The sequence below is a fragment of the Brevinematia bacterium genome (assembly GCA_039630355.1).
Taxonomy (GTDB): Bacteria; Spirochaetota; Brevinematia; order DTOW01; family DTOW01; genus SKYB106.
Map to the genome: position 1 here is coordinate 1 of JBCNVF010000063.1, position 20,588 is coordinate 20,588.

At 38.3% G+C, this 20,588-nt stretch carries 18 protein-coding genes and 1 tRNA gene; 7 read left to right on the top strand and 12 right to left on the bottom strand.

The genetic code is table 11. The features are described 5' to 3' along the window. Positions 1–267 (bottom strand): hypothetical protein (locus tag ABDH28_04695; protein MEN2998314.1); only part of this gene is annotated, 267 nt, incomplete at its 3' end. 105 nt (positions 268–372) lie between these two features. Between ABDH28_04695 and dgt the strand changes: the two genes are divergently transcribed. The 3 genes from dgt to flgE all read left to right on the top strand — a co-directional run bounded on the left by dgt (position 373) and on the right by flgE (position 5,082). Next, a complete protein-coding gene (gene dgt, locus ABDH28_04700) occupies positions 373–1,620 on the top strand; it encodes a dGTP triphosphohydrolase (GenBank protein MEN2998315.1) in 1,248 nt (415 codons plus the stop codon). 432 nt (positions 1,621–2,052) lie between these two features. Then, positions 2,053–3,660, top strand: coding sequence for an excinuclease ABC subunit UvrC (gene uvrC, locus ABDH28_04705; protein ID MEN2998316.1), 1,608 nt, complete (start codon positions 2,053–2,055; stop codon positions 3,658–3,660). Between the two features lie 66 nt (positions 3,661–3,726). Beyond that, positions 3,727–5,082, top strand: a complete 1,356-nt coding sequence (gene flgE / locus ABDH28_04710) for a flagellar hook protein FlgE (protein MEN2998317.1) — start codon at positions 3,727–3,729, stop codon at positions 5,080–5,082. 48 nt (positions 5,083–5,130) lie between these two features. On the opposite strand, the gene ABDH28_04715 is transcribed toward flgE, so the two are convergent. Continuing rightward, entirely contained in the window at positions 5,131–6,285 is a 1,155-nt protein-coding gene (locus tag ABDH28_04715) for an HD-GYP domain-containing protein (protein ID MEN2998318.1), read from the bottom strand. A gap of 464 nt (positions 6,286–6,749) precedes the next feature. Between ABDH28_04715 and ABDH28_04720 the strand changes: the two genes are divergently transcribed. Continuing rightward, on the top strand, positions 6,750–7,778 hold the full coding sequence (locus tag ABDH28_04720; protein MEN2998319.1) for a flagellar filament outer layer protein FlaA: 1,029 nt from the start codon (positions 6,750–6,752) through the stop codon (positions 7,776–7,778). Between the two features lie 81 nt (positions 7,779–7,859). On the opposite strand, the gene ABDH28_04725 is transcribed toward ABDH28_04720, so the two are convergent. The 8 genes from ABDH28_04725 to ABDH28_04760 all read right to left on the bottom strand — a co-directional run bounded on the left by ABDH28_04725 (position 7,860) and on the right by ABDH28_04760 (position 16,756). Beyond that, a complete protein-coding gene (locus tag ABDH28_04725) occupies positions 7,860–8,870 on the bottom strand; it encodes a polysaccharide biosynthesis protein (GenBank protein ID MEN2998320.1) in 1,011 nt (336 codons plus the stop codon). Further along, the gene (locus tag ABDH28_04730) at positions 8,860–9,132 is read right to left on the bottom strand and encodes a DUF3467 domain-containing protein (GenBank protein MEN2998321.1); all 273 of its coding nucleotides are present in this window, start codon (positions 9,130–9,132) and stop codon (positions 8,860–8,862) included. The genes ABDH28_04725 and ABDH28_04730 overlap by 11 nt, the downstream gene beginning before the upstream one ends. Further along, positions 9,132–10,457: a pitrilysin family protein gene (locus ABDH28_04735; protein MEN2998322.1), complete on the bottom strand. Its 1,326-nt coding sequence runs from the start codon at positions 10,455–10,457 to the stop codon at positions 9,132–9,134. Before ABDH28_04735 ends, ABDH28_04730 begins: the two co-directional genes overlap by 1 nt. 131 nt (positions 10,458–10,588) lie before the next feature. Then, on the bottom strand, positions 10,589–12,016 hold the full coding sequence (locus tag ABDH28_04740; protein MEN2998323.1) for a Ni/Fe hydrogenase subunit alpha: 1,428 nt from the start codon (positions 12,014–12,016) through the stop codon (positions 10,589–10,591). Between the two features lie 9 nt (positions 12,017–12,025). Continuing rightward, complete coding sequence (locus tag ABDH28_04745) at positions 12,026–12,589, bottom strand: oxidoreductase (GenBank protein ID MEN2998324.1); 564 nt, start codon at positions 12,587–12,589, stop codon at positions 12,026–12,028. Beyond that, positions 12,577–13,293 carry a bidirectional hydrogenase complex protein HoxU gene (hoxU, locus tag ABDH28_04750; GenBank protein MEN2998325.1) on the bottom strand — a complete coding sequence of 239 codons (717 nt, stop codon included), beginning with the start codon at positions 13,291–13,293 and terminating at the stop codon, positions 12,577–12,579. Before hoxU ends, ABDH28_04745 begins: the two co-directional genes overlap by 13 nt. 11 nt (positions 13,294–13,304) lie before the next feature. After that, positions 13,305–14,918, bottom strand: coding sequence for an NADH-quinone oxidoreductase subunit NuoF (gene nuoF, locus ABDH28_04755; protein MEN2998326.1), 1,614 nt, complete (start codon positions 14,916–14,918; stop codon positions 13,305–13,307). Between the two features lie 176 nt (positions 14,919–15,094). Next, positions 15,095–16,756, bottom strand: coding sequence for an NADH-ubiquinone oxidoreductase-F iron-sulfur binding region domain-containing protein (locus tag ABDH28_04760; protein ID MEN2998327.1), 1,662 nt, complete (start codon positions 16,754–16,756; stop codon positions 15,095–15,097). 177 nt (positions 16,757–16,933) lie between these two features. Here ABDH28_04760 and ABDH28_04765 point away from each other — a divergent pair, with 177 nt between their 5' ends. Beyond that, positions 16,934–17,917 carry a hypothetical protein gene (locus ABDH28_04765; protein ID MEN2998328.1) on the top strand — a complete coding sequence of 328 codons (984 nt, stop codon included), beginning with the start codon at positions 16,934–16,936 and terminating at the stop codon, positions 17,915–17,917. A gap of 22 nt (positions 17,918–17,939) precedes the next feature. Next, positions 17,940–18,716 (top strand): hypothetical protein, encoded by a 777-nt coding sequence (locus tag ABDH28_04770; GenBank protein ID MEN2998329.1) that lies wholly within the window; start codon positions 17,940–17,942, stop codon positions 18,714–18,716. 14 nt (positions 18,717–18,730) lie between these two features. On the opposite strand, the gene ABDH28_04775 is transcribed toward ABDH28_04770, so the two are convergent. Next, a tRNA-Pro gene (locus ABDH28_04775) sits at positions 18,731–18,804 on the bottom strand. Between the two features lie 12 nt (positions 18,805–18,816). Beyond that, positions 18,817–19,098, bottom strand: coding sequence for a 30S ribosomal protein S20 (gene rpsT, locus ABDH28_04780; GenBank protein MEN2998330.1), 282 nt, complete (start codon positions 19,096–19,098; stop codon positions 18,817–18,819). A 589-nt stretch (positions 19,099–19,687) separates the two neighbouring features. Between rpsT and ABDH28_04785 the strand changes: the two genes are divergently transcribed. Then, positions 19,688–20,587: a branched-chain amino acid ABC transporter permease gene (locus tag ABDH28_04785; GenBank protein ID MEN2998331.1), complete on the top strand. Its 900-nt coding sequence runs from the start codon at positions 19,688–19,690 to the stop codon at positions 20,585–20,587. The last annotated feature ends 1 nt before the right edge of the window (position 20,588 follow it).

Here is a 20,588-nt window from a genome sequence, read left to right on the forward strand (position 1 = left end):
TATCCAACCCCTACGGTTATCCTCACTCACAACATAAAACCTGCCCCTATACCCCATCTCAACCTTAAACTTCTTACCATCACCTAACTTCCCAATAACCCTACCATCATCATCCTCCAGCACCAACTCTCCCCTCACAACAAACACATTATCACCTCCCCAGTCTATACCTACCTCCCCCTTCTCCTCAGATACTCCTAAAAAAACCAAGACACCTACAGCTAGACTGACCGCTGAAATACTCCTAATAACACCTCTTAATACCATACTTTTTCAAGATTATCACCTAACAAACTACCATCTGGCAACTTAACAAGTTGCCTTCCAACTTCGGCTTTTCTTATATTTAGAAAGGTTTTGAGAACAAATGGCATGAGAAAACTAAGAGTAAAGTATACGGAATTTGACTATGAGAGAATAGTAAAGGAAAAGAGAAAAAGAGGTGATAGGAGAAAACCTTACGAAATAGACCGTGATAGAATAATACACAGTAGCGCCTTCAGAAGACTTCAAGCAAAAACTCAAGTGTATGGTGCAGGACTTATGGATTTTTACCGCACTAGGCTTACACATTCAATTGAAGTAGCACAGATTGCAAAAGCAATAGGCCTTAAACTAGGAATAGATACCGAACTTCTTGAAGCCATTTCTCTTGCTCACGACATAGGACACCCTCCTTTCGGACACACAGGTGAAGAATGCCTGAACAGACTCAACAATTTTGAAGGGTTTGACGCAAACGCCCACAACATCATAATCCTCTGCTTCTTAGAAACCAAGATTGAAGATAAGGGACTCAACCTAACAAGAGCTACTCTTGATGGGCTTCTAAAATACAAAACTACTAAAAATGAGAATAAACAAAAATTCCTCTACACATACGACTTCTTCAGCTCAATAATAACATGGATTGATCCTAATTGGTTGTCCAACAAACCTATTGAGAACAAAAGAAGCATAGAATGTCAGATTGTAAACTGGGCTGATAGCTCAGCTTACTCCGTCCACGACCTTGAAGATGGCATAAAAAGCGGACTCCTTAAAAGTCACTTCTTTAACAACAGTCTTCTTGAAAAAGTCATAAAACATTTTCGTGAACCACCAGACAAAATTGAGAGAATATTCGGTAGAGTAAGAAAGATAGTAGAATTTATTGAAAACTCACCCTCGGAAGTTGAAAGAAAAAGAAGACTAAAAGCCATAACATCAAAACTAATAAACGACTTCGTAATGGGAGTAGAGTTGGAAAAAGTAGACGAAAAGAACACTAGGTATAGCTATAAACTTAAAATCAGAGAAAATGTAAAGTTGAAAAACAGAGTCCTGAGAGCAATTGAAGATGAACTTATCTACAAAAGCAAAAACATCCTCAGAACAAGGGAAAAGTGTGAGATGATAATTGAGAAGTTATTTGAGGTATTTACAGATAAAAACGCAAGAAATCTTTACCCCAGAGAATACCAAGAATACTGGGATAGGTTTAATGCAAATAATAGTGAAGAATGGAGAGTAAGACTTGCTTGCTGGTATATTGCTGGAATGACCGACAATTTCGCCATAAAAACCTACAAAGAATTTTTTGATCCTAATACCCTGATAGACATATTTATAAGCGTATAGACAGACCAAAAACCCAAAATCATCCAAGCAATAATACCAAACGTTCTTTTCAAAGATTAAAACCACCTAAAAACTCCTGAAGTCTGACAAAAAGTTTCGCAATAACTTCCTGTTACTTCCAACCTACTAAAATCTATACTTCAACCTCAGACTTTGGCCTTGATATACCAATAAATCCAAAATCTTAACTAAGATGTAGTTTTCCTTTTCATTATCCTCGCAGTCCCTGTCGGGACTGGGTGAATACTTTTCTTAATAAATAAAAGGCTTAGTGCAAAGTGAAATTTGTGATTGATGAATGCTATCTAGAAACAGAGAGAGTGAGTAAACAAAAAGTTAAATCTTATCTATCACCTAACGGAAATTGGAATTTATTGTTTGATATATCTTCCTAGATGACTTGGTAAAACTAAGTTGTTTATACTTTAAATCGTGGTTAACAAGGAATTTCTAAAACAAATACCAGAAACTACTGGTGTATATGTAATGTATAGTGAGACCGGAGAAGTGTTATATATTGGAAAATCGGTAAACCTAAAAAACCGCATAACCTCTTACTTCACTTCCAAAAACCATTCAAGGAGAATTCAAAACCTAGTTAACAAAGTTGCAAAGATTGACTATATAGTTGTAAACACCGAGTCTGAAGCACTAATACTTGAAGCAAACCTTATAAAAAGACATAAACCAAGATACAATGTTTTAATGAAGGACAGTAAGTTTTTCCCCTTTGTCAAGTTATCAAAGGATGAGTTTCCTTACATAAACGCTACACGCAAATACGAACCCAGCCATGAATTTGAATACTTCGGGCCATTTACAGATAGCACCTTGCCTCATAAACTAGTGGATGTCATACAGAGAGTCTTCAAGATAAGAACTTGTAGAAAAATGCCTAAAAAAGCCTGCCTAAACTATTACATAGATCGCTGTTCTGCTCCTTGCGAGAAAAAAATCTCACCAATAGAATACATAAACAATGTTGAAAAAACCAAAAAGGTGTTGAAAGGTGAGATAGACGAAGTCATAGCGATTCTAGAAAAAGAAATGAAAGAAAGTGCAAAAGATCTTAACTTTGAAAAAGCATCCTTTCTAAGGGATAGCATAAACGCACTAAAGGAAATTGAGACACAAAAACAGTTTGTTTTTTCGGCTGATGAATTTACAACCGCTGATTATATTTCCTTCTCTGAGACCGAAGATCTCATAAACTTCTACATAGCCCACATAATAGGAGGAAAGTTCCTAGGGAAAGAAAGTATAACCTTAGAGAAGAAGGAAGAAGAGAATCCTTTAGAGAAGTTCTTATCCTCAATATACTTGTTAAGTAGTGAGGATCTCAAAATCAGTAGGATCTTTGCAGAGGTTGAGATGTTACATGGAATTAGAAGCTTTTTTGACAAGATTAAAGACAGTATCAGCTATCCTATTGATATTCTAGCTCCTCAAGAGGAGAAAGACAGTAAAATTTTGGAAATATGCAGAAAGAATTCAGAGATCACCTTAAACGAACACTTGGCTAGGATTGACATGGAGAACAAAGAATTAGAAGAGCTATGTAACATACTAGGTATTGAAAGCATCTCGGTAATAGATGGCTTTGACGTTGCAAACTATGGTGATGAAATATCAGTAGGTTCCAGCGTTAGATTCATAGATGGAGTTGCTTCAAAGAAATACTATAGGGTATTCAAGATAAAGACTGTTGAAGGGCAAAATGATTTTGGGATGATAGAAGAGATCGTATACAGAAGATATAGTAGGGAAAAGGAAGATGGGCAACTACCAGAGCTTATACTCGTTGATGGTGGGAAAGGGCAATTAAATTCTGCTACAAGATCTCTTAAGAAGTTAGAATTAAACATCCCCGTCATTGCTCTTGCAAAGCAAGAGGAGAAAATAATACTTCCTAATGGCGAGGAGTTAAAGCTCCCAAGAAGCTCCTACGCCCTAAGGTTGCTACAAAGAATCAGAGACGAGGCTCACAGGTTTGGTAATACCTTCATAAGAAACATCAAGTCAAAGAGAATGAGTAGGTAAGGATTATTATTCTTAAGAACTTTAGTAGATTTCCGAAAGTTAATAGTGCTGTGAGGGATAAACGTTATGATGAGGTCACTTTATTCGGGTGTATCTGGTCTAATTAACCATCAGGTCAGGATGGACGTTTTAGGTAACAACATTTCCAATGTCAATACTTATGGGTTTAAGAGAGAAAGAGTTACATTTCAGGACATTATCTCTCAGATGATGGAAGCATCTGCTAAACCTACTGATGAGCGAGGGGGTATTAACTCCAAGCAGGTAGGATTAGGAATGACAGTTGCAAGCATTGATAAGATTATGACGCAGGGTAGTATACAAACAACAGGAATTAATACCGATCTTGCTATTGCTGGAGAAGGGTTCTTTGTCCTGAAAAAGGGTGAGCAATTGTTTTACTCAAGAGCTGGTAATTTCTATATTGATAAAGATGGTACACTAGTCAACTCAAGTGGTTTTAAAGTACAAGGGTGGAAAGCACAGAAGCTTGAGACTGGTGAAATAATAATAAACCCATCTGGACAGATAGAAGATTTAGTTATACCCAGAGGAGCCAAAAGCCCCGCAGCAGCTACTACCATAGTCAAATACAGATCAAATCTTGACAGTAGAACACCCATCTTAACCCCAGAATCAAGCTTGCTTGACAGAGAGAAATATACCCATAAGACAAGTGTTGACATATTTGATTCCTACGGAAACAGGTATAGAATGTTCGTTGACTTTGTTAGAAGCGACCTTAACACTTGGGTTGCTACGGTAAATGTGGAAAACGCTAGCGGTGTTGTTGTTAGTGTAGGTGAAGAGAAAGTTGACAATAACAACCAATTTACCGTACTCTTTGATAATAAAGGAACTCTAAGAAGTGTATCCGACAACAGTATAAATCCTACGGTTCTGGATGCTGGAACCCTAATGGCCAATGTAAGTTTCACTTTACCTGATGGAACAAGGCAGACTGTTAAGATAGAGCTTGGAGTTGCAGGTAGTATAGAAAACAGTATCACTCAATTCTCTTCACCCTCAACTGCATCAGTTTACGACCAAGATGGACATGCTATGGGATACCTTGAAAGCTTTAAGATTGACAGTTCTGGGACAATAATAGGTGTTTTTACAAACGGTCTACAAGAGCCTCTTGGGCAAATAGCTTTAGCTGGCTTTACAAACCCTCAAGGATTAGAAAAAGTTGGAGAGAACCTTTATATTGAGACTATGAACTCAGGACTAGCGGATATCAGTCCTGCTGAGCTAAAAGGTAAAGGGAAAATATATTCTGGTGCATTAGAAATGTCAAATGTTGACTTATCTGATGCCTTCGTTGATATGATCGTTACTCAAAGAGGCTTTCAAGCAAACTCAAGAACAATAACAACTACTGACCAGATGTTACAAGAAATACTGAATCTCAAGAGATAGGTATCGCACCGCCTACTTATTAGGGGGGACATAATCCAGTCCCTCCTATCACATTAGCAGGATTTTCAGCCTGTCAACTTCTTCCATCTCAGTAATCACCTTTACAATGTATCGGTGCGGATCTAGCTGTAAATTCAGCTTTATCTTACTACTAACCCTCCCCAGCGAATTCTCTATTATCAAAACGCTTGGTTTCATTGAATACTCAGAATCTTTCTGGAGTATTACTCCCTTCTCTCCAGTATTCAACAATACAAAGGCTCCAGGAATATAAGGAGATGGTAGACCGTAAAGCTTTGACAGCTCAATTATAAACTTCTGTGCCAGAAGAGGCTCAAAGTATATTCCGGACTTCTTCATTATAAAGTCTAACGCTTGAGGTATAGTCATCCCACCCTTATACGGCCTTTCTGATGTTAAAGCATCAAAAACATCCGCTAAGCTTACAATCTGTGGATACCTACCAATCCTGTCAAACTTTATCCCCAATGGATACCCATTACCGTCGTATCTTTCATGATGGAATAAGACGATCTTCTTAGCATAAGTGCTTACAGTGGGTTCATCTTTTACCGCAAAATACCCTATTATTGGATGCTTTTTTATAACAGTAAACTCTTCTTCCGTAAGCTCTTCAGGCTTATAGAGAATAGAGGTAGGTATTTTGATCTTACCCACATCATGTAGTAAAGCACCCGTTCCTATCTCCTTTATGACAAAGTCACTAGCCCCCAAAAACTTTGAGAAAAACATTGACAGTATCGTGACATTTATAGAGTGAATATAGGTGTATTCATCGTAGTTCTTTACCACCGAAAGGTTTATCACCGCTTTCCCCAACTTCTGTATCATCTCTCTAAAAAGCTGTTCTATAATCTCTTTAACTTGCTGAATTTCTATTTTCTTATCTTCTTTTACTTGCTGTAAAACATTATCTATCACCTCCTTAGCACTTTCCTTAACCTCCTCCGAAAACATAGGAGGACGAAACTCTGAGAGATCTTTCTTTATCTCCCTGGTGTAATACAACTCTTTTATTCCTTGAGCTTTTATTTGATTTATGAAACTCTGGGTTATTGGCCTTCTAGCAGGCCAGAGTAAAACTCCTTCTTTAGAAAAAAGATCTCCCGCCAACATCATTCCCGGCTTTAGAAAATCTACCACTATATCGTGTTTAACTCTATCTTTCTCACCTTCTTGCATAAACTCTAACTTTAAATAAATTATTAATATAACTCTCATCACATTTCAAGAGAAGCCTACCCAGAGCAACAAATTCCAAATTACTTTCCTGTTTCCAACTTTCTCAAGAATTTTCTTGTTAACCCTTCCCATAGTAATTCCACGATTATGCACCTTACTAGCTATATGTATTAGAATCTTTTCTTCTTTCTTGGACCCTTTATACTCAGAAGTTGCTGGTTCCTAGATTTTTTAAATATTTGCCAAGGTGTTCTACAATGTTTTCATTCTCACCCACAACCCTAAACCAAATTACTGAGCATCATACAAAGAATTTTAGACTCTACTGCACCTAGAGTTTGGTGAATAAGACAGTTGCCGTTGAAAGAGAAAACCATTACATTTATCATTCTTATGGAATCGGAAAGGGTTTTAAACTAAGGATAACACCCTTCCGATAATCCTATAAGCAAAAGGAGGATGTTATGAGAAGAGTAGCGATTTCCGTTTTGCTCTTAATAGTAACAGTTGGAGTAGGGTTTGCAGAGATTGAAAGAACTCTCATTGACTTCGGTTCATACGAACAAAAAATTGGCCAGTATCTGGCAAGAGAGAAGCAGAATCTCCAGAACCTAGTTGATAGCTATAAGAAAGAAGGACTAGACTTATACAGAGAATGGTTCTACTCCCAGGAAAACGCCCAAAAGCTTCTGGACATTTGGTTTGATCCAGCAACATGGAAAATAAATAACTGGAAAGTTGAATTGGTCTCATCTGCAAGGTTTGTTCCAAACATTGTCAATTCATACGTGCTGAAGGTCCAAAGTGCGAAATGGGGAGATGTAATGGGTGTGAGAATAAAATTTCCAGCAACACCATTCCTCTCAAACGCTAAAATAATTCCTCCATTCAGATTTACTCCTTACTACCTTGACGGTACACCAGTAGATCCTGAAGGAGACTTCTCAAAAAAGCAGTTTACCGAGGAAGAGAAAGTAAAAAGCGGAATACTGATGAATGTTCTCCAGATCAAGAGAGTTTCCGTATGGGTTGCAGGTAGAAACTATAAACACCTTATGTCTGTTATCTTTAGAAATGAAGACGGTGCAGAAGAAGAATACTTTATGGGAGCATTATATTTCCAAGGATGGAGAAGACTAGCCTGGGAAAACCCAAATTATATTGAACAAGTCAATCAAAGAATTTTACAAAGACTTCCTTTATACCCAAGACCATTACCTTACAAAGAACTGGCTTACTTCAAAATCTACAAACCCCAGGAGGAACAAGGTGGCGACTTCGTTGTATACTTCAAGGACGTCGCTGTTTCATTTGACAGAGCTATAGTTTATGAAGAACTTGACATTGACGATGAGAAATATTGGCAAATACTCTCAAAAGAAAAGATTGAGTATACCAAAAGAATGCTAAGAAAAATAATAGACCAAGTTGAACTTGTTGAATTGGAGAAGAAGAGAAAAGTAGCATCTCAAGAACCAACTACCAGACAATAATTCTTCCTAAAGGGTAGCCTTGCTACACACCAACAGCTAGCTACCCTCTTTCTCATCTTCTATAACAGCTTCTCACCTTCCTTAAAATTCCTCAATCTCCTCAATAAAGTCTGATACTTCCGAAGTTGTAAAATCATCACTAGAAAATGAAGTAGATAAAGCCACCCTATTCCAGTGTTTCAGGTATATTGTATCAAATGGTTTCCTTTCGTTCACTATCTCAGGATACACCACAAAACATTCATCGTTTTCAAAACAAATTCTTTTTTCATACTCCGAAATAAGCTTCTCATGGATTTTCTCACCAGGCCTAGGTTTAGACTCAATAATTCTCGCCATAGGATATAATATCTTAACAAGATCCAATACCCTTGACGCTTGCATTTTAGGAATAAATATCTCTCCACCTTCCATCAAGGACAAACACCTAACTACAAACCTAGATGCTTCTTCTATAGTTATCCAGAACCTCGTCATATTTTTATCAGTCACATAAACAGGTTCCATATTTCGCTTTTTCTCTTTCACTACTTCAAAAATACTCCCCCTGCTGTTTATAACATTACCAAGCCTAACTACTGAAAATTTGGTTCTAAAGTTATTCCTTTCATCTATATTTCCAGAGATAAATATCCTCTCCGCACAGAGCTTTGTTGCTCCATAGGTGCTAGATGGCTCAACTGCCTTATCAGTGCTCACCATCATAGCCCTCTCTATCCCACTTTCAATACTTGCATCAACTAAATTCTTTGTCCCTTCTATATTAGTCTTCACTAGCTCATAGGGATAGTATTCTCCAAATTCTACCCTCTTTAAAGCAGCTGAATGAATCACCAAATCTACACCTGAGGTATACCTCTTAATAGCTTCAACATCTCTTATATCCCCTAATTTAGGAACTACCTTCCTGTAATCCTTAAGATCTTCAACCAACTTTGACAGCTTATACTCATCTCTACTTAACACTCTTATCTCCTTGACAAGCTCATAAAAGTTACTAAGTATGTATTTTAGGATACCACCACCTATAGTGCCAGTAGCACCTGTGATGAGTATTACTTTATTTTCAAATAACAACCTCTCAATGAGCATCTTTACCAAACTCCGGAAGAATTATAACACCAAATTTCTTCTCATATTCAACTATATTGTTAGACAACAGACCAGCAAGCCTCTTTGCATTCCTCGGATTAAGGACTATCCTAGACACTACTCTAGGGTTTCTGTTACCAGGCATAATCCTAGCAAAGTCAAGAATAAACTCATCCTCATTGAACGAAACTATTATCAAATTTGAATAATGAGTAACTTCTAAATTCTCTGGGACTTCCAGTTGTAGCTCCTTCTTCTCCATTACTCACCCCCAACAATAACTGTCGCAAGCTCAGTCGGACGAAGATATTCTCTTGCAACTCTCTCTATATCCTCTCTTTTAATTACGGAAATTCTTTCAACATCTTTAATAAAATAGTTCTCCTTTAGCCCAAAAAGCTTCTCATACAGTAAAAACGAAGCAATGGTGGAGAAACTTTCCATACCAAGTAGTATGGAACCCTCTGAAAAGCCTTTAGCTTCCTCTAACTCTTTCTCTGTAATACCATCTCTTACTAGACTCAAAATCTCGTTCGTTATAATTTCTACAACTCTAGAGATATTCCTACCCTCGGTTTGCGTCCCAACGAAAAAATACCCGTTGAGCTTCCTATCAATATAGAAGTTACTAAACACCCCATAAGCAAGACCTTCCCTTTCTCTTATCTTCTCCATCAACCTAGAACCAAACCCACCACCCCCGAGAATAAAATTCAACACCTTCAGCTCTACTCTATTGCGATCCTTAATATTGGTTGACAAGTGTCCAACCCTTATAGTAGCCTGCTTCAACTTCTTGCTTATCCTAACCTCCCTACTTTTGGACACATTAGTAACCTCCGGTAGCGAAACTTCAGCTCTTTTCCCTTTCCACCCGGAATACTTTCTCTTTATAAACTCCACAAGTTTCCTCTTCTCCACCCTACCAACTATCACCAAAACCGCATTATCAGGTGTGTAGAAATCCCTAAAAAACTTCTCCACATCCTCAGGTTGAATAGCACTTATACCACTTTCCTCTCCCTCAGGCTCTCTCCCATAAGGATGGTCACCATAAAGTTCCTTTAAAAACACTCTCCTCGTATACTCCCAGGGATCATCCTCCTTAACCTTAAGCGCAGAGATTATATTTGGCCTAACTATATTCAACACCTCACCATCCACTTCAAACCCAGTCAAAACATCAAATAACTTTGAAAGAGATGTGTAAATATCCTCATACAGGCACTTAATGCCTATAGTGGCTATATCATGCCCAGACGAAGTATCTATACTCCCACCCAAAGACTCAACATGGTTTGGTATCTCCAGCATTCCATATCTTCTATTCTTAAATAGAAGCACCTGCGAGGTGAGATAAGCCAACCCAGGTTTACTCTCATACAAACTACCAGCTTCAAACCCCAATAGTATATTCACACTTCTAGCATCACTAACATTCAATATCACAACTCTAAGACCATTATCAAGAGAAAAATCAGTTCTGTTTTTGCTTAAAGTCTTCAATACTTCAGAGATTCCCCCTCCCATGCCTATCTCCCCCATCAATATCATCAAAACCAATACACACCAAAATACACACCTCATAACCTGCACTAAGTATATTTAATCCTAAGTCTCCTTATCAAAAATAGCTAAGCCTGATAAGTTAAAAATACTGTAAGCAGAAAACCAATCGGTGAATTCAAACTATTTTGCATCAGCCCTAGAAATCTAGCTTAGTCTCTTATGATCGTTTTTACCAAATTCTTCCTGCTATCAAATATCTCCACCTTCATCGGCATCTGCCCGATAGCATGTGTTGAACAGGAAAGACAAGGATCAAAACATCTTATTCCAGCTTCAATTCTGTTCAGCATTCCCTCCTTTACATCCCCATTTTTTATGTATGCCTTAGCAATCTGCAAAACAGTTTTATTCATTGCAAGGTTATTGTGTCCCGTTGCAATTATAAGGTTAACTTTCTGTAATATGCCATTCTCATCAACCCAATAATGATGAAACAGCGTTCCTCTTGGTGCTTCGGAAACCCCAACACCCACCTCTTTGTTCACTCCACCATAAACTCTGTATTTTCCTTTATAAATCACAGGATTCTGCACTATCTCTTCTATCTTCTCAAGGCAATGGAGGATCTCAATAAGCCTTGCATAATGATACATGAATGAGCTTAGCACAACCCCATTCGGTGAAAGAGATTTAAACTCCTTTAGTTCCTTATCTGCTAAAGGAGTTCCCATCCTATTTACTATATTAAGCCTTGCAAGCGGTCCAACCCTATACATTCCACCAGGATATCCAACAGACTTAAGATATGGGAACTTTAGGTAAGAATACTCTGAGCTTGCCTCACCTATATACTCATAGTATTTCCTAGGATCAATTTTATCCAGAATCACATTTCCATTAGCATCAATAACTCTTAGAAGCCCATCATGATGGTTATAGGAGCCATCCTCATTCACAAGCCCAACAAAATAGCTTGAAAAGTTTCCAAAGTTCTCTACAGTATCTTTGTTTTTATCAATATAGGACTTGAAAAACTCAATTCCTATTCGCGTAGTTTCCTTTGCCTCAGGAATCTGGTCTAGTATCACCTGCTTTTTATCTTCCGATAAAGGCTCTCTAACTCCTCCGGGCACAGCCCAGGCTGGATGAATCTTTTTGCCACCAAGCATTTCTATAATATCCTGCCCAAACTTCCTAAGCCTGATACCTCTCTTTGCTAGGTCAGGAAACTTCTCTATAACCCCAAAGATGTTTCTTTTCGCTGGATCTGAATCAAACCCTAATAACAGATCTGGTGATGATAGATGGAAAAAACTAAGAGCATGAGACTGAACAAACTGTGCAGAATTCATTAAATATCTTAGAAGCTTTGCTGCTTCTGGAACCTCAATTCCCATAATATCGTCACCAGCCCTAGCAGATGCCAGAAGATGACTAACTGGGCAAATCCCACATATCCTCTGCGTTATACCTGGCATCTCGGTATACAATCTCCCTTCACAAAATTTCTCAAACCCTCTAACCTCAGTAACATGAAAATGAACATCCTCAACATTACCATTATCATCAAGATATATACTTATCTTCGCATGTCCCTCTATTCTTGTAACAGGGTCAACTATTATCCTTTTCACCATACTTACCTCCTAACCATATCTATAATGCTCTTCCGTAAACTTAGGTTGTCTACCTTCAAGCAAACATTTTATAGTATACCAGATTGTATCAGCAGAAGGTGGACAACCTGTAATAAAGTAATCAACCTTCACAACATGAGAGATAGGCACAACTTTATTCAAAAGTTTAGGAATGACTGTCTTATCTGACGGAACCTGCTGATTGTAACTCGCTTTTTCCAAATATACTGCATTCAGAACATCATCTACCCCAAAAAGATTTCTATAAGCAGGCACATTACCCGAAACCGCACAATCTCCAAACGCTATAACTAGCTTACTTCTCTCTCTCACGATCTTGAGAACTTCAACATTATCTGTATTCACAACAGCTCCTTCAACTAAGGTAATATCAACTTCTGGGTAATCCTGATACTCCTTGATAGGTGTATGGAGCTTCCAATCAGTAATTGGCGAGGACATAAACTCAGCATACTGAGCAAGCTCAAGTAGCCTTTCGTCTAGATCTAGAAACGACATATGACAACCAGAACAACCACCTAACCAAACAGTGCCTATTCTTATCTTGCCCATAGTTTAGCCTCCCTTCCTTCAAGAATTCTTTGCAAAAAGCTCCTATCTTTAACCATTTCAGATGGAGTCGCAGTTTTATCAAACAAAGCTCCCACAGGACATACCTGAACACATTTGCCACACTGAGTGCACTCTTTAACCTGCCCCCAAGGCTGATTTAGCCCCGAGACAATTCTAGTTGCAATTCCCCTACCCTTAAGATCCCAAACATGCGCTCCCTCAACCTCATCACAAACTCTTATACACCTTGTGCACTTCACACATTTACTTTGATCTGCCACAAACCGAGGATGAGACGCATCTATCTGGAAAGACTGCCAAAGGTAATCAAACCTTACATGATCCATTTCTACCATAAATCCAAGTTGCTGTAAGTCACAGTTTCCATTTACCACACAAGAAGCGCATACATGATTTCCCTCAGCAAACAGTAATTCAACTAATATCCTTCTATAAGTCCTCAGTTTCTCAGTATCCGTCTCAATAAACATTCCTTCCTGAATTTTTGTAGTGCAAGCTGGAACTAGTTTAGAAATCCCTCTGACTTCAACCAGACACAACCTGCAAGCACCCACAGGAGTAAGTCCTTTTAAATTACACAAAGCAGGAATAGGAATATTGTTCTCTCTTATAACATCAAGAATCGTCTGTCCTTCTCTTCCAGTGCACTCAATACCATTTATGGTTAAAGTTAAAACACTCATAATATGACCTCCTAAACATAAGAATTTATAGTATCAAAAGATTTTATTTCACAAACCCCAGCAATACATCTCTTTTCGTTGATATGAGCTAAATACTCTTCCTCAAAATATGTAATAGAACTTAAGACAGGATTAGGAGCAGTCTGCCCAAGTCCACACAAGCTCATCTCTCTAACAGCAAAGGCAAGATCTTTAAGATTGCGATAATCCGTCATAGTAGCCCTACCCTCTGTTATTTTCTGAAGTATATTCCTTAAAGTTACAGTTCCTACCCTACAAGGTATGCACTTACCGCAAGACTCCTCAGCGCAAAACTCCATAAAAAACTTCGCAACATCAACCATACAAGTATTTTCATCCATCACTATAAATCCACCAGATCCCATTATAGAACCAACTTGCTTCAAGCTATCGTAATCAATAGGAAGATCAATATATTTCTCAGGAATACAACCACCAGAAGGTCCACCAGTCTGAACAGCCTTGAACTTCTTTCCGCCTTGTATTCCTCCACCTATCTCGTATATCATTTCTCTTATAGTTATACCCATAGGAACCTCAACAAGCCCAGTATTATTTATCTTCCCTGCAAGAGCAAAGATCTTAGTCCCCTTACTTCTCTCAGTTCCGATAGACGAAAACCAATCTCCACCATTTTCAATGATTGCGTAAATATTCGCAAAAGTTTCCACATTGTTTATAAGAGTTGGGTATCCCCAAAGTCCTTTCTCCGCTGGAAACGGTGGCCTTTGCTTAGGCATTCCTCTCCTACCCTCAATTGACGCAATCAAAGCGGTTTCTTCACCACATACAAAAGCTCCAGCTCCAACCCTAATGTGTATATCAAAGCTAAAATCAGTATCCATTATATCAACACCAAGTAATCCAGCCCTTCTTGCTTCCTTTATAGCCTTATTTAACCTCTCTATCGCAAGTGGATACTCAGCCCTTACATATATAAACCCTTGCGTAGCACCAACCGCATAAGCTGCTATAGTCATCCCTTCTATCAATCTATGGGGCATACTCTCCATAACACTTCTGTCCATAAAGGCTCCCGGGTCTCCCTCATCACCATTACACACGACAAACTTAAGCTCAGAGGACTGTTTAGCAACTGTTTCCCACTTTATACCTGTCGGAAATCCTGCACCACCTCTCCCCCTCAAACCACTCTTTTTTACCTCCTCTATAACATCCTCCCTACTCATCTCTGTCAAGACTTTAGCCAAAGCTGAATATCCACCAGTAGCAATATACTGTTCAAGACTTGCAGGATCAACCTTATCAAAATCCTTCAACACTATATAAAACTGCTTTCTGTAAAAAGGATCATCCCTAGTTATGATATTCCTCTCATCAGGAGTCCCCCTAACAAAATGCTTTTCCACTATCTCCGGCAAATTTGCCTCAGAAACGTTAGTGTAGATCTTCCCATCTGGCTCAACAAGCATAAGTGGACCCTTTCCACAAAGTCCCAAGCAACCAACATTTATCACCGCAACCTGATCCCTTATACCATATTTCGCTAATTCATCCTCAATAACCTTCTTGAAAGAGTTACTACCCAGAGAATAACAGCTAGCCCCACTACATACCAAAATCCTATACTTATACTTACTCAAACTCTCAATCTGCTTTTCTGCTACTTCCCTCAGTTCCTCCGAAGTCACTTTTCCCTCCTCTAGATTACCTAAATTTTATATATTTTAAGCGAGAAGTTTAACGAACTTGCAAAATAATACATAACTTGTAGCATTTGTTATAAAAATTGTTAAATACAACTCAACCTTCACCAATATCAATGTGCAAGAGCCTCCTCAAAATGAGATAATTCACACACCCCTGCTCTACATATCCTTTTCTCAAAGTGTTCTTCAAACTCTTCCCTAAAATACTTAAGTGCCGAGATTAGTGGATTCACCGACCCTTGTCCCAATCCACATAGACTACACTCTCTTATAACATCTACTAGCTGGAGAAGGTTATCAAAATCCCTTTGAGTAGCACTTCCCTTAGTGATCTTGACCAATATATCTTTTATCACAGTATCTCCCACTCTGCATGGCACACACTGTCCACAAGACTCGTCTGCACAAAACTCTATGAAGAACTTCGTCACATCTACAATGCAACTACTATCATCAAGAACTATAAATTCTCCCGACCCTAGGTTAGCTCCTACCCTCCGCATACTCTCAAAATCTGCTGGCGTGTCTATCAGCGCCTCAGGAACAAAGCTACCTAAAGGTCCCCCTATTTGTAGTGCCTTAAACTTTCTCCCATTAGGAATACCCCCACCTATGTCAAATATTATCTCCCTGAGCGGAGTTCCAAGAGGAACCTCCACTAACCCTATGTTGTTTACCTTTCCAGTAATACTAAAAAGTTTGGTGCCAGGGCTATTTTTAGTGCCAAAACCCCTAAACCATTCACCGCCGTTCTCAATTATAGCATAGATGTTTGCAAATGTCTCAACGTTGTTTACTACAGTAGGACGCCCATAAATTCCCTTCTCCGTTGGAAATGGTGGCTTCTGCCTAGGATTTCCCCTTCTACCTTCAAGAAGTGAAATAAGCCCTGTCTCCTCACCTGTTATGTATGCACCCACTGCTATTCTAACATCTATCCTGAAATTGAAATTAGTGCCGAATATTCTAGTGCCCAAAACTCCTAACCTCTCGGCAGAGTTTATAGCTTTAATTATCCTATCAATCGCCAAGGTATACCTTGAGTTTATGCAGATAAACCCATGAGAAGCTCCTACCGCATACCCAGCTATTGCCATACCCTCAAGAACCCTATGCGGTAAGCTTTCTAGTATTCCCCTATCTACAAATGCACCAGGATCACCTTCCTCCGCATTGCATATTATATACTTTATCTCACCTTCCTGCTTTGATACATTCTCCCATTTCACACCAGTTGAGAATCCAGCTCCACCTCTTCCCTTTAAACCACTCTTTTTAACCTCTGAAATCACCTCCTCAGGCGTCATTTCGGTAACCGCCTTATAGAGAGCACCATACCCACCAACCGCAATATACTCCTCAATACTCTCAGGGTCAATTTCTCCACAATGATCTAATACTATCCTAACTTGCCTCTGATAGAAAGGTATATTAGTATCCAGAAGATTTCTCTCATCAATCTCCTTATCAACAAGATGCTTCTTCATTATTCTCTCAACATCATCAACAAACACTCTCTCATACACTACCCCATCAGGCTCTATCTTCACCAGTGGCCCCCGACCACACAACCCCAAACAACCAACTTGACTTACATCAACTTTATTCTCAAGATTATATCTCTTAAGAAATTCTCTTATAACATCAATCACTTTCTTACTACCCTTTAATAAATGATCACAACTTGCACCTCCACAAACTAATACTCTCTTCTCAAATCTGCTTCTCCTATCCTCAACCTTAGCTATCGCTTCTCTCAAAACTGGATCCATACCCATACCCCTCTCTACCTGAAATATAAATAAAGCCCAACTAATAGTCAATCTTTTACAATATCAAAAGTCCTCAAAAACCATCACAGCACAAAACAACAGCTAAACCTTACGCTCACAAACTTGAAAAAACTGGAAGTGCTTACTGAAAATTAGACAAGCTTAATTCCTAAACTTATGAGAAAAATAGTAAAAGTAATACCTTTGGTTGTAGTTACAAATTTTATCCTCACAAATGTTTACAGCGTAATAACCATTGACAGAACCTACATGATCTCACCTCTAAAAACACCGATTGGCGAAAAAGAATTCAACTTTCTTACCTTCACCGCTGCAACTGCCGAGTTTGGCAAATATCTCCCCGAACCTTTTACCGATTTCAACCACTTCTGGATAGCAAAAGCTAGCGTTTTTGGAGAACTTTTTAGGTATAAAAACCTCTTCAGCATCGTTCTCTTTTCTGACATTGAACTTATTGCTTCTTCAAACAACATCATCTATTTTGATCCAAGGTCATTTTATTGGCAGGAGGGAATACTATTCTCCTACAAGTATGGAACTTTTAACTTCCAAGGAAGCTTTACGCATAGGTGCAAACACGACATTGACAATGCCGATCTCGTAACACTCTATGACGAAGTCAGAGCTAGAGTCATAATATGGGATAGTGTGTGGCTTAGGTTTTTTCCAGATCCACTAGAAATATACAATCTAAACAACTTTATGGTCGTTGAAGCTATACCATTTATAAGAAACGACTTCTATGTTATGAGTGTTGATGAGACAGTGTGGTACAAAACCTACCCCTACACATCATTCAAATCAGACTCAGAATACAAAGTCAACAAGATAGTTGACTCCTTTTCAATAGGAATGATTGTAGATGTAGAGTTGTTCAAGAATTTTGGGTTCTACGCCAAAGGCTATTGGTGGTTTGATCTTTTGGGAGACAACGAGATTTGGAAATGGTCCAAAATAGAGAATATCGTCACTGAGCATTATGCAGAAATAGCGCTCTACCTCAAAGACAAAGGAGGTAAAATCTTCATATTCTTACAAAACAATCTCGTTAGAGATCCAGCTATCGAACCTTTTGACCAAGGTAGTCTAAATGTCTTTCATTTCGGAATCAGAGCGATAAGCGAGATGTTTTCATTATAGATAAGAAATGAGAGGTGCTGATATGGAAAAGCTTTTTTTGAGAGTTTTTGCTCTCCTTGTCATTTTGTCAATTACAGGGTGTATTCCCAGCAGAGAAGAGGTAAAATACATCTATGACTACGAGGCAGGTAAAACCTACACCTACGACCTCAACGTTGACGGAAGTGGCGTACTATCATACTTTATGTTCTCTTCATCTGGCAAATTCAACCTAAAAGCAAATATAGTTATCGCTGTCTCATATTACAAAGACAAGAAACTGTATACTCTAGCTATAAGTAATATCGTATTCAAACCTTCTATTGACATAAACAATGAAATCCAGAAGCTTCTAGCAACTACCAATGTAGTTATTTCCTTCTATATGGACGAGAAAGGGAATAAAGAAATTTTTGGGAATCCAATAGGAATCAAAGCAATACTAGACCTTTTAATACCAGCGCTACCAGAAGTGGGAACAACTAATGAACTCACCTTCACCTCTTTTAATTTTTCAGTAGGAGACATTGAAGTAAGAAACGAAAGTAGTAACATACTAACTGTTACATCCGGAACTCCGAGAAACTTCTACTTCCAAACTATAGGTGAACTAAGAGCTACTGAGCTTGAAACTATGGATATCACTGTGGTGAAAATAAGTTCTAAAGGAAATGGTAATGTGAAAAACTATGTCCTCTCAGAGTACGTACTAAACCTAGAATCAGAAACCACTATTCCCCTATACAAAGGTAGTCTAACTAGAGTAATAGGTTTCAAAGGCAGTGCAGTAATAGTACTTAGGTTAAATAAAGTTCTCTAACCAGATTCCTAGATTCGGGGCGCCCGGACTTGAACCGGGGACCTCATGCTCCCAAGGCATGCGCTCTAACCATCTGAGCTACGCCCCGAACAGTGAAAAACTAATTCAGCTCTATACCATGTTTAGAAATAAAACTAAATATTCTTGATTTTAACCTTGCAACCTTGTTCTTCTTGAAAACATTCTTAGTATAGGTTTTGTCAACCAGAGACTGATACTCCTTCAACATCTTCTTCAATTCCTCTTTATCAATATTTCCAGATAGAACATACTTCACTATCTTTTTCCTAAGCACCTTCACCTTCTCTTTCCACACCCTGTTTCTAATATACCTTTTCCTACTTTGCCTTGCCCTCTTCTCATTTGACTTTATATTAGCCATTACTCCCTCCTTGCTATGAGAATTTTAAACAACTATAAGGAAATCTAACAACTTATCAATAAGTTCCACAACAAAGTCCAATTCATAGTAGATAAGGTTTTAAACTTTTTGTCTGCTTACTTCCCCAATTCTAGACAGTATTCGTCAATCACAAAACTCCGCTTCACACTGAGCCCCTTAGATGCCTACTTAAGAAGAGTATTCACCCAGTCAACAGTGATGCAAGAAGAAGAATAAAAGAAAAGCATTAACTAATCGTTAAATCTTGGAATTTATTAGAAAATGTCCAACATAATCTGTAATTTACGATTGGGTATAGTTTCTTCTTTCCTTTGCAACTCCTGAAAATCGGATAAATACTTTTAAAAACAAAGAAGCTTTGTGCAAAGTGAATTTTATAAGCAACGAGCACCTTAGAGGCAAAAGGAATAGACAAGCAGAAAGCTTAGATTCTCAGCTACTCACCTAACGGAAACAAAGACTGCGAGAAAAACAAAAGAAAAAATCATACCTATTGGAATTTATTGACACCTTCTTGGTTGATTTGAAAAGAAGAATACTTGACCTTAATAATAGTAATAAACAAAATATGTTTGAACTTCTTATAGCTCAGATCCTCAATGGTATAACACTTGGAAGCATTTATGCACTAATAGCTCTTGGATACACAATGGTTTACGGAATATTGTTTATGATAAACTTTGCTCACAGTGAGATTTTTATGCTTGGTGCATACATATCCCTGGGAACCTTTATTCTTCTCTCTACCCTTTCCACAGCTTTTGGCATTATTCTCCCAATTTCGGTGATAGTCGCTGCAACAATTGTAGGAATGGTAGGAGTAATGATAGAAATAATCGCTTACAGACCTCTTAGAGCATCACCAAGACTTACACCACTTATAAGCGCTATAAGTGTCTCAATAGTGTTACAGAACATTGTTTTCATATTCGTCAGTAGTTATGCAATACCTTACCGTATCATTTCAGATTTGTTCCCTCAGGGAAATTTCCTAGGATTTGAGTACAAGGGAATTTTAATCACTTTAGTAACTCTTCTCCTGATGCTAGCACTAGCTTTATTTTTATCAAAAACAAAGCTTGGCATAGCAATAAGAGCAACTTCTCAAGATAGAAATACCGCAAGTCTTATGGGAATAAGTATCAACAAAGTAATATCCTTAGTGTTCTTCATTGGGGCATTCTTGGGAGCAGTAGGTGGTTTCTTCTACGGAGCTTACTACTCTATGATAAGGTATGACATGGGATTTATACCAGGGATAAAGGCTTTCACATCTGCAGTTGTTGGTGGAATAGGCAGTATCCCGGGAGCTGTATTAGGAGGTTTCCTGATAGGTATATTTGAAATCTTCGCAGAAACTTACATATCCTCCGCATACAAGGATGTAATAGTGTACTCAATACTCATACTAACTCTTCTCCTAAAACCAGAGGGAATATTAGGAGAGAAAATGACAGAGAAAATCTAAG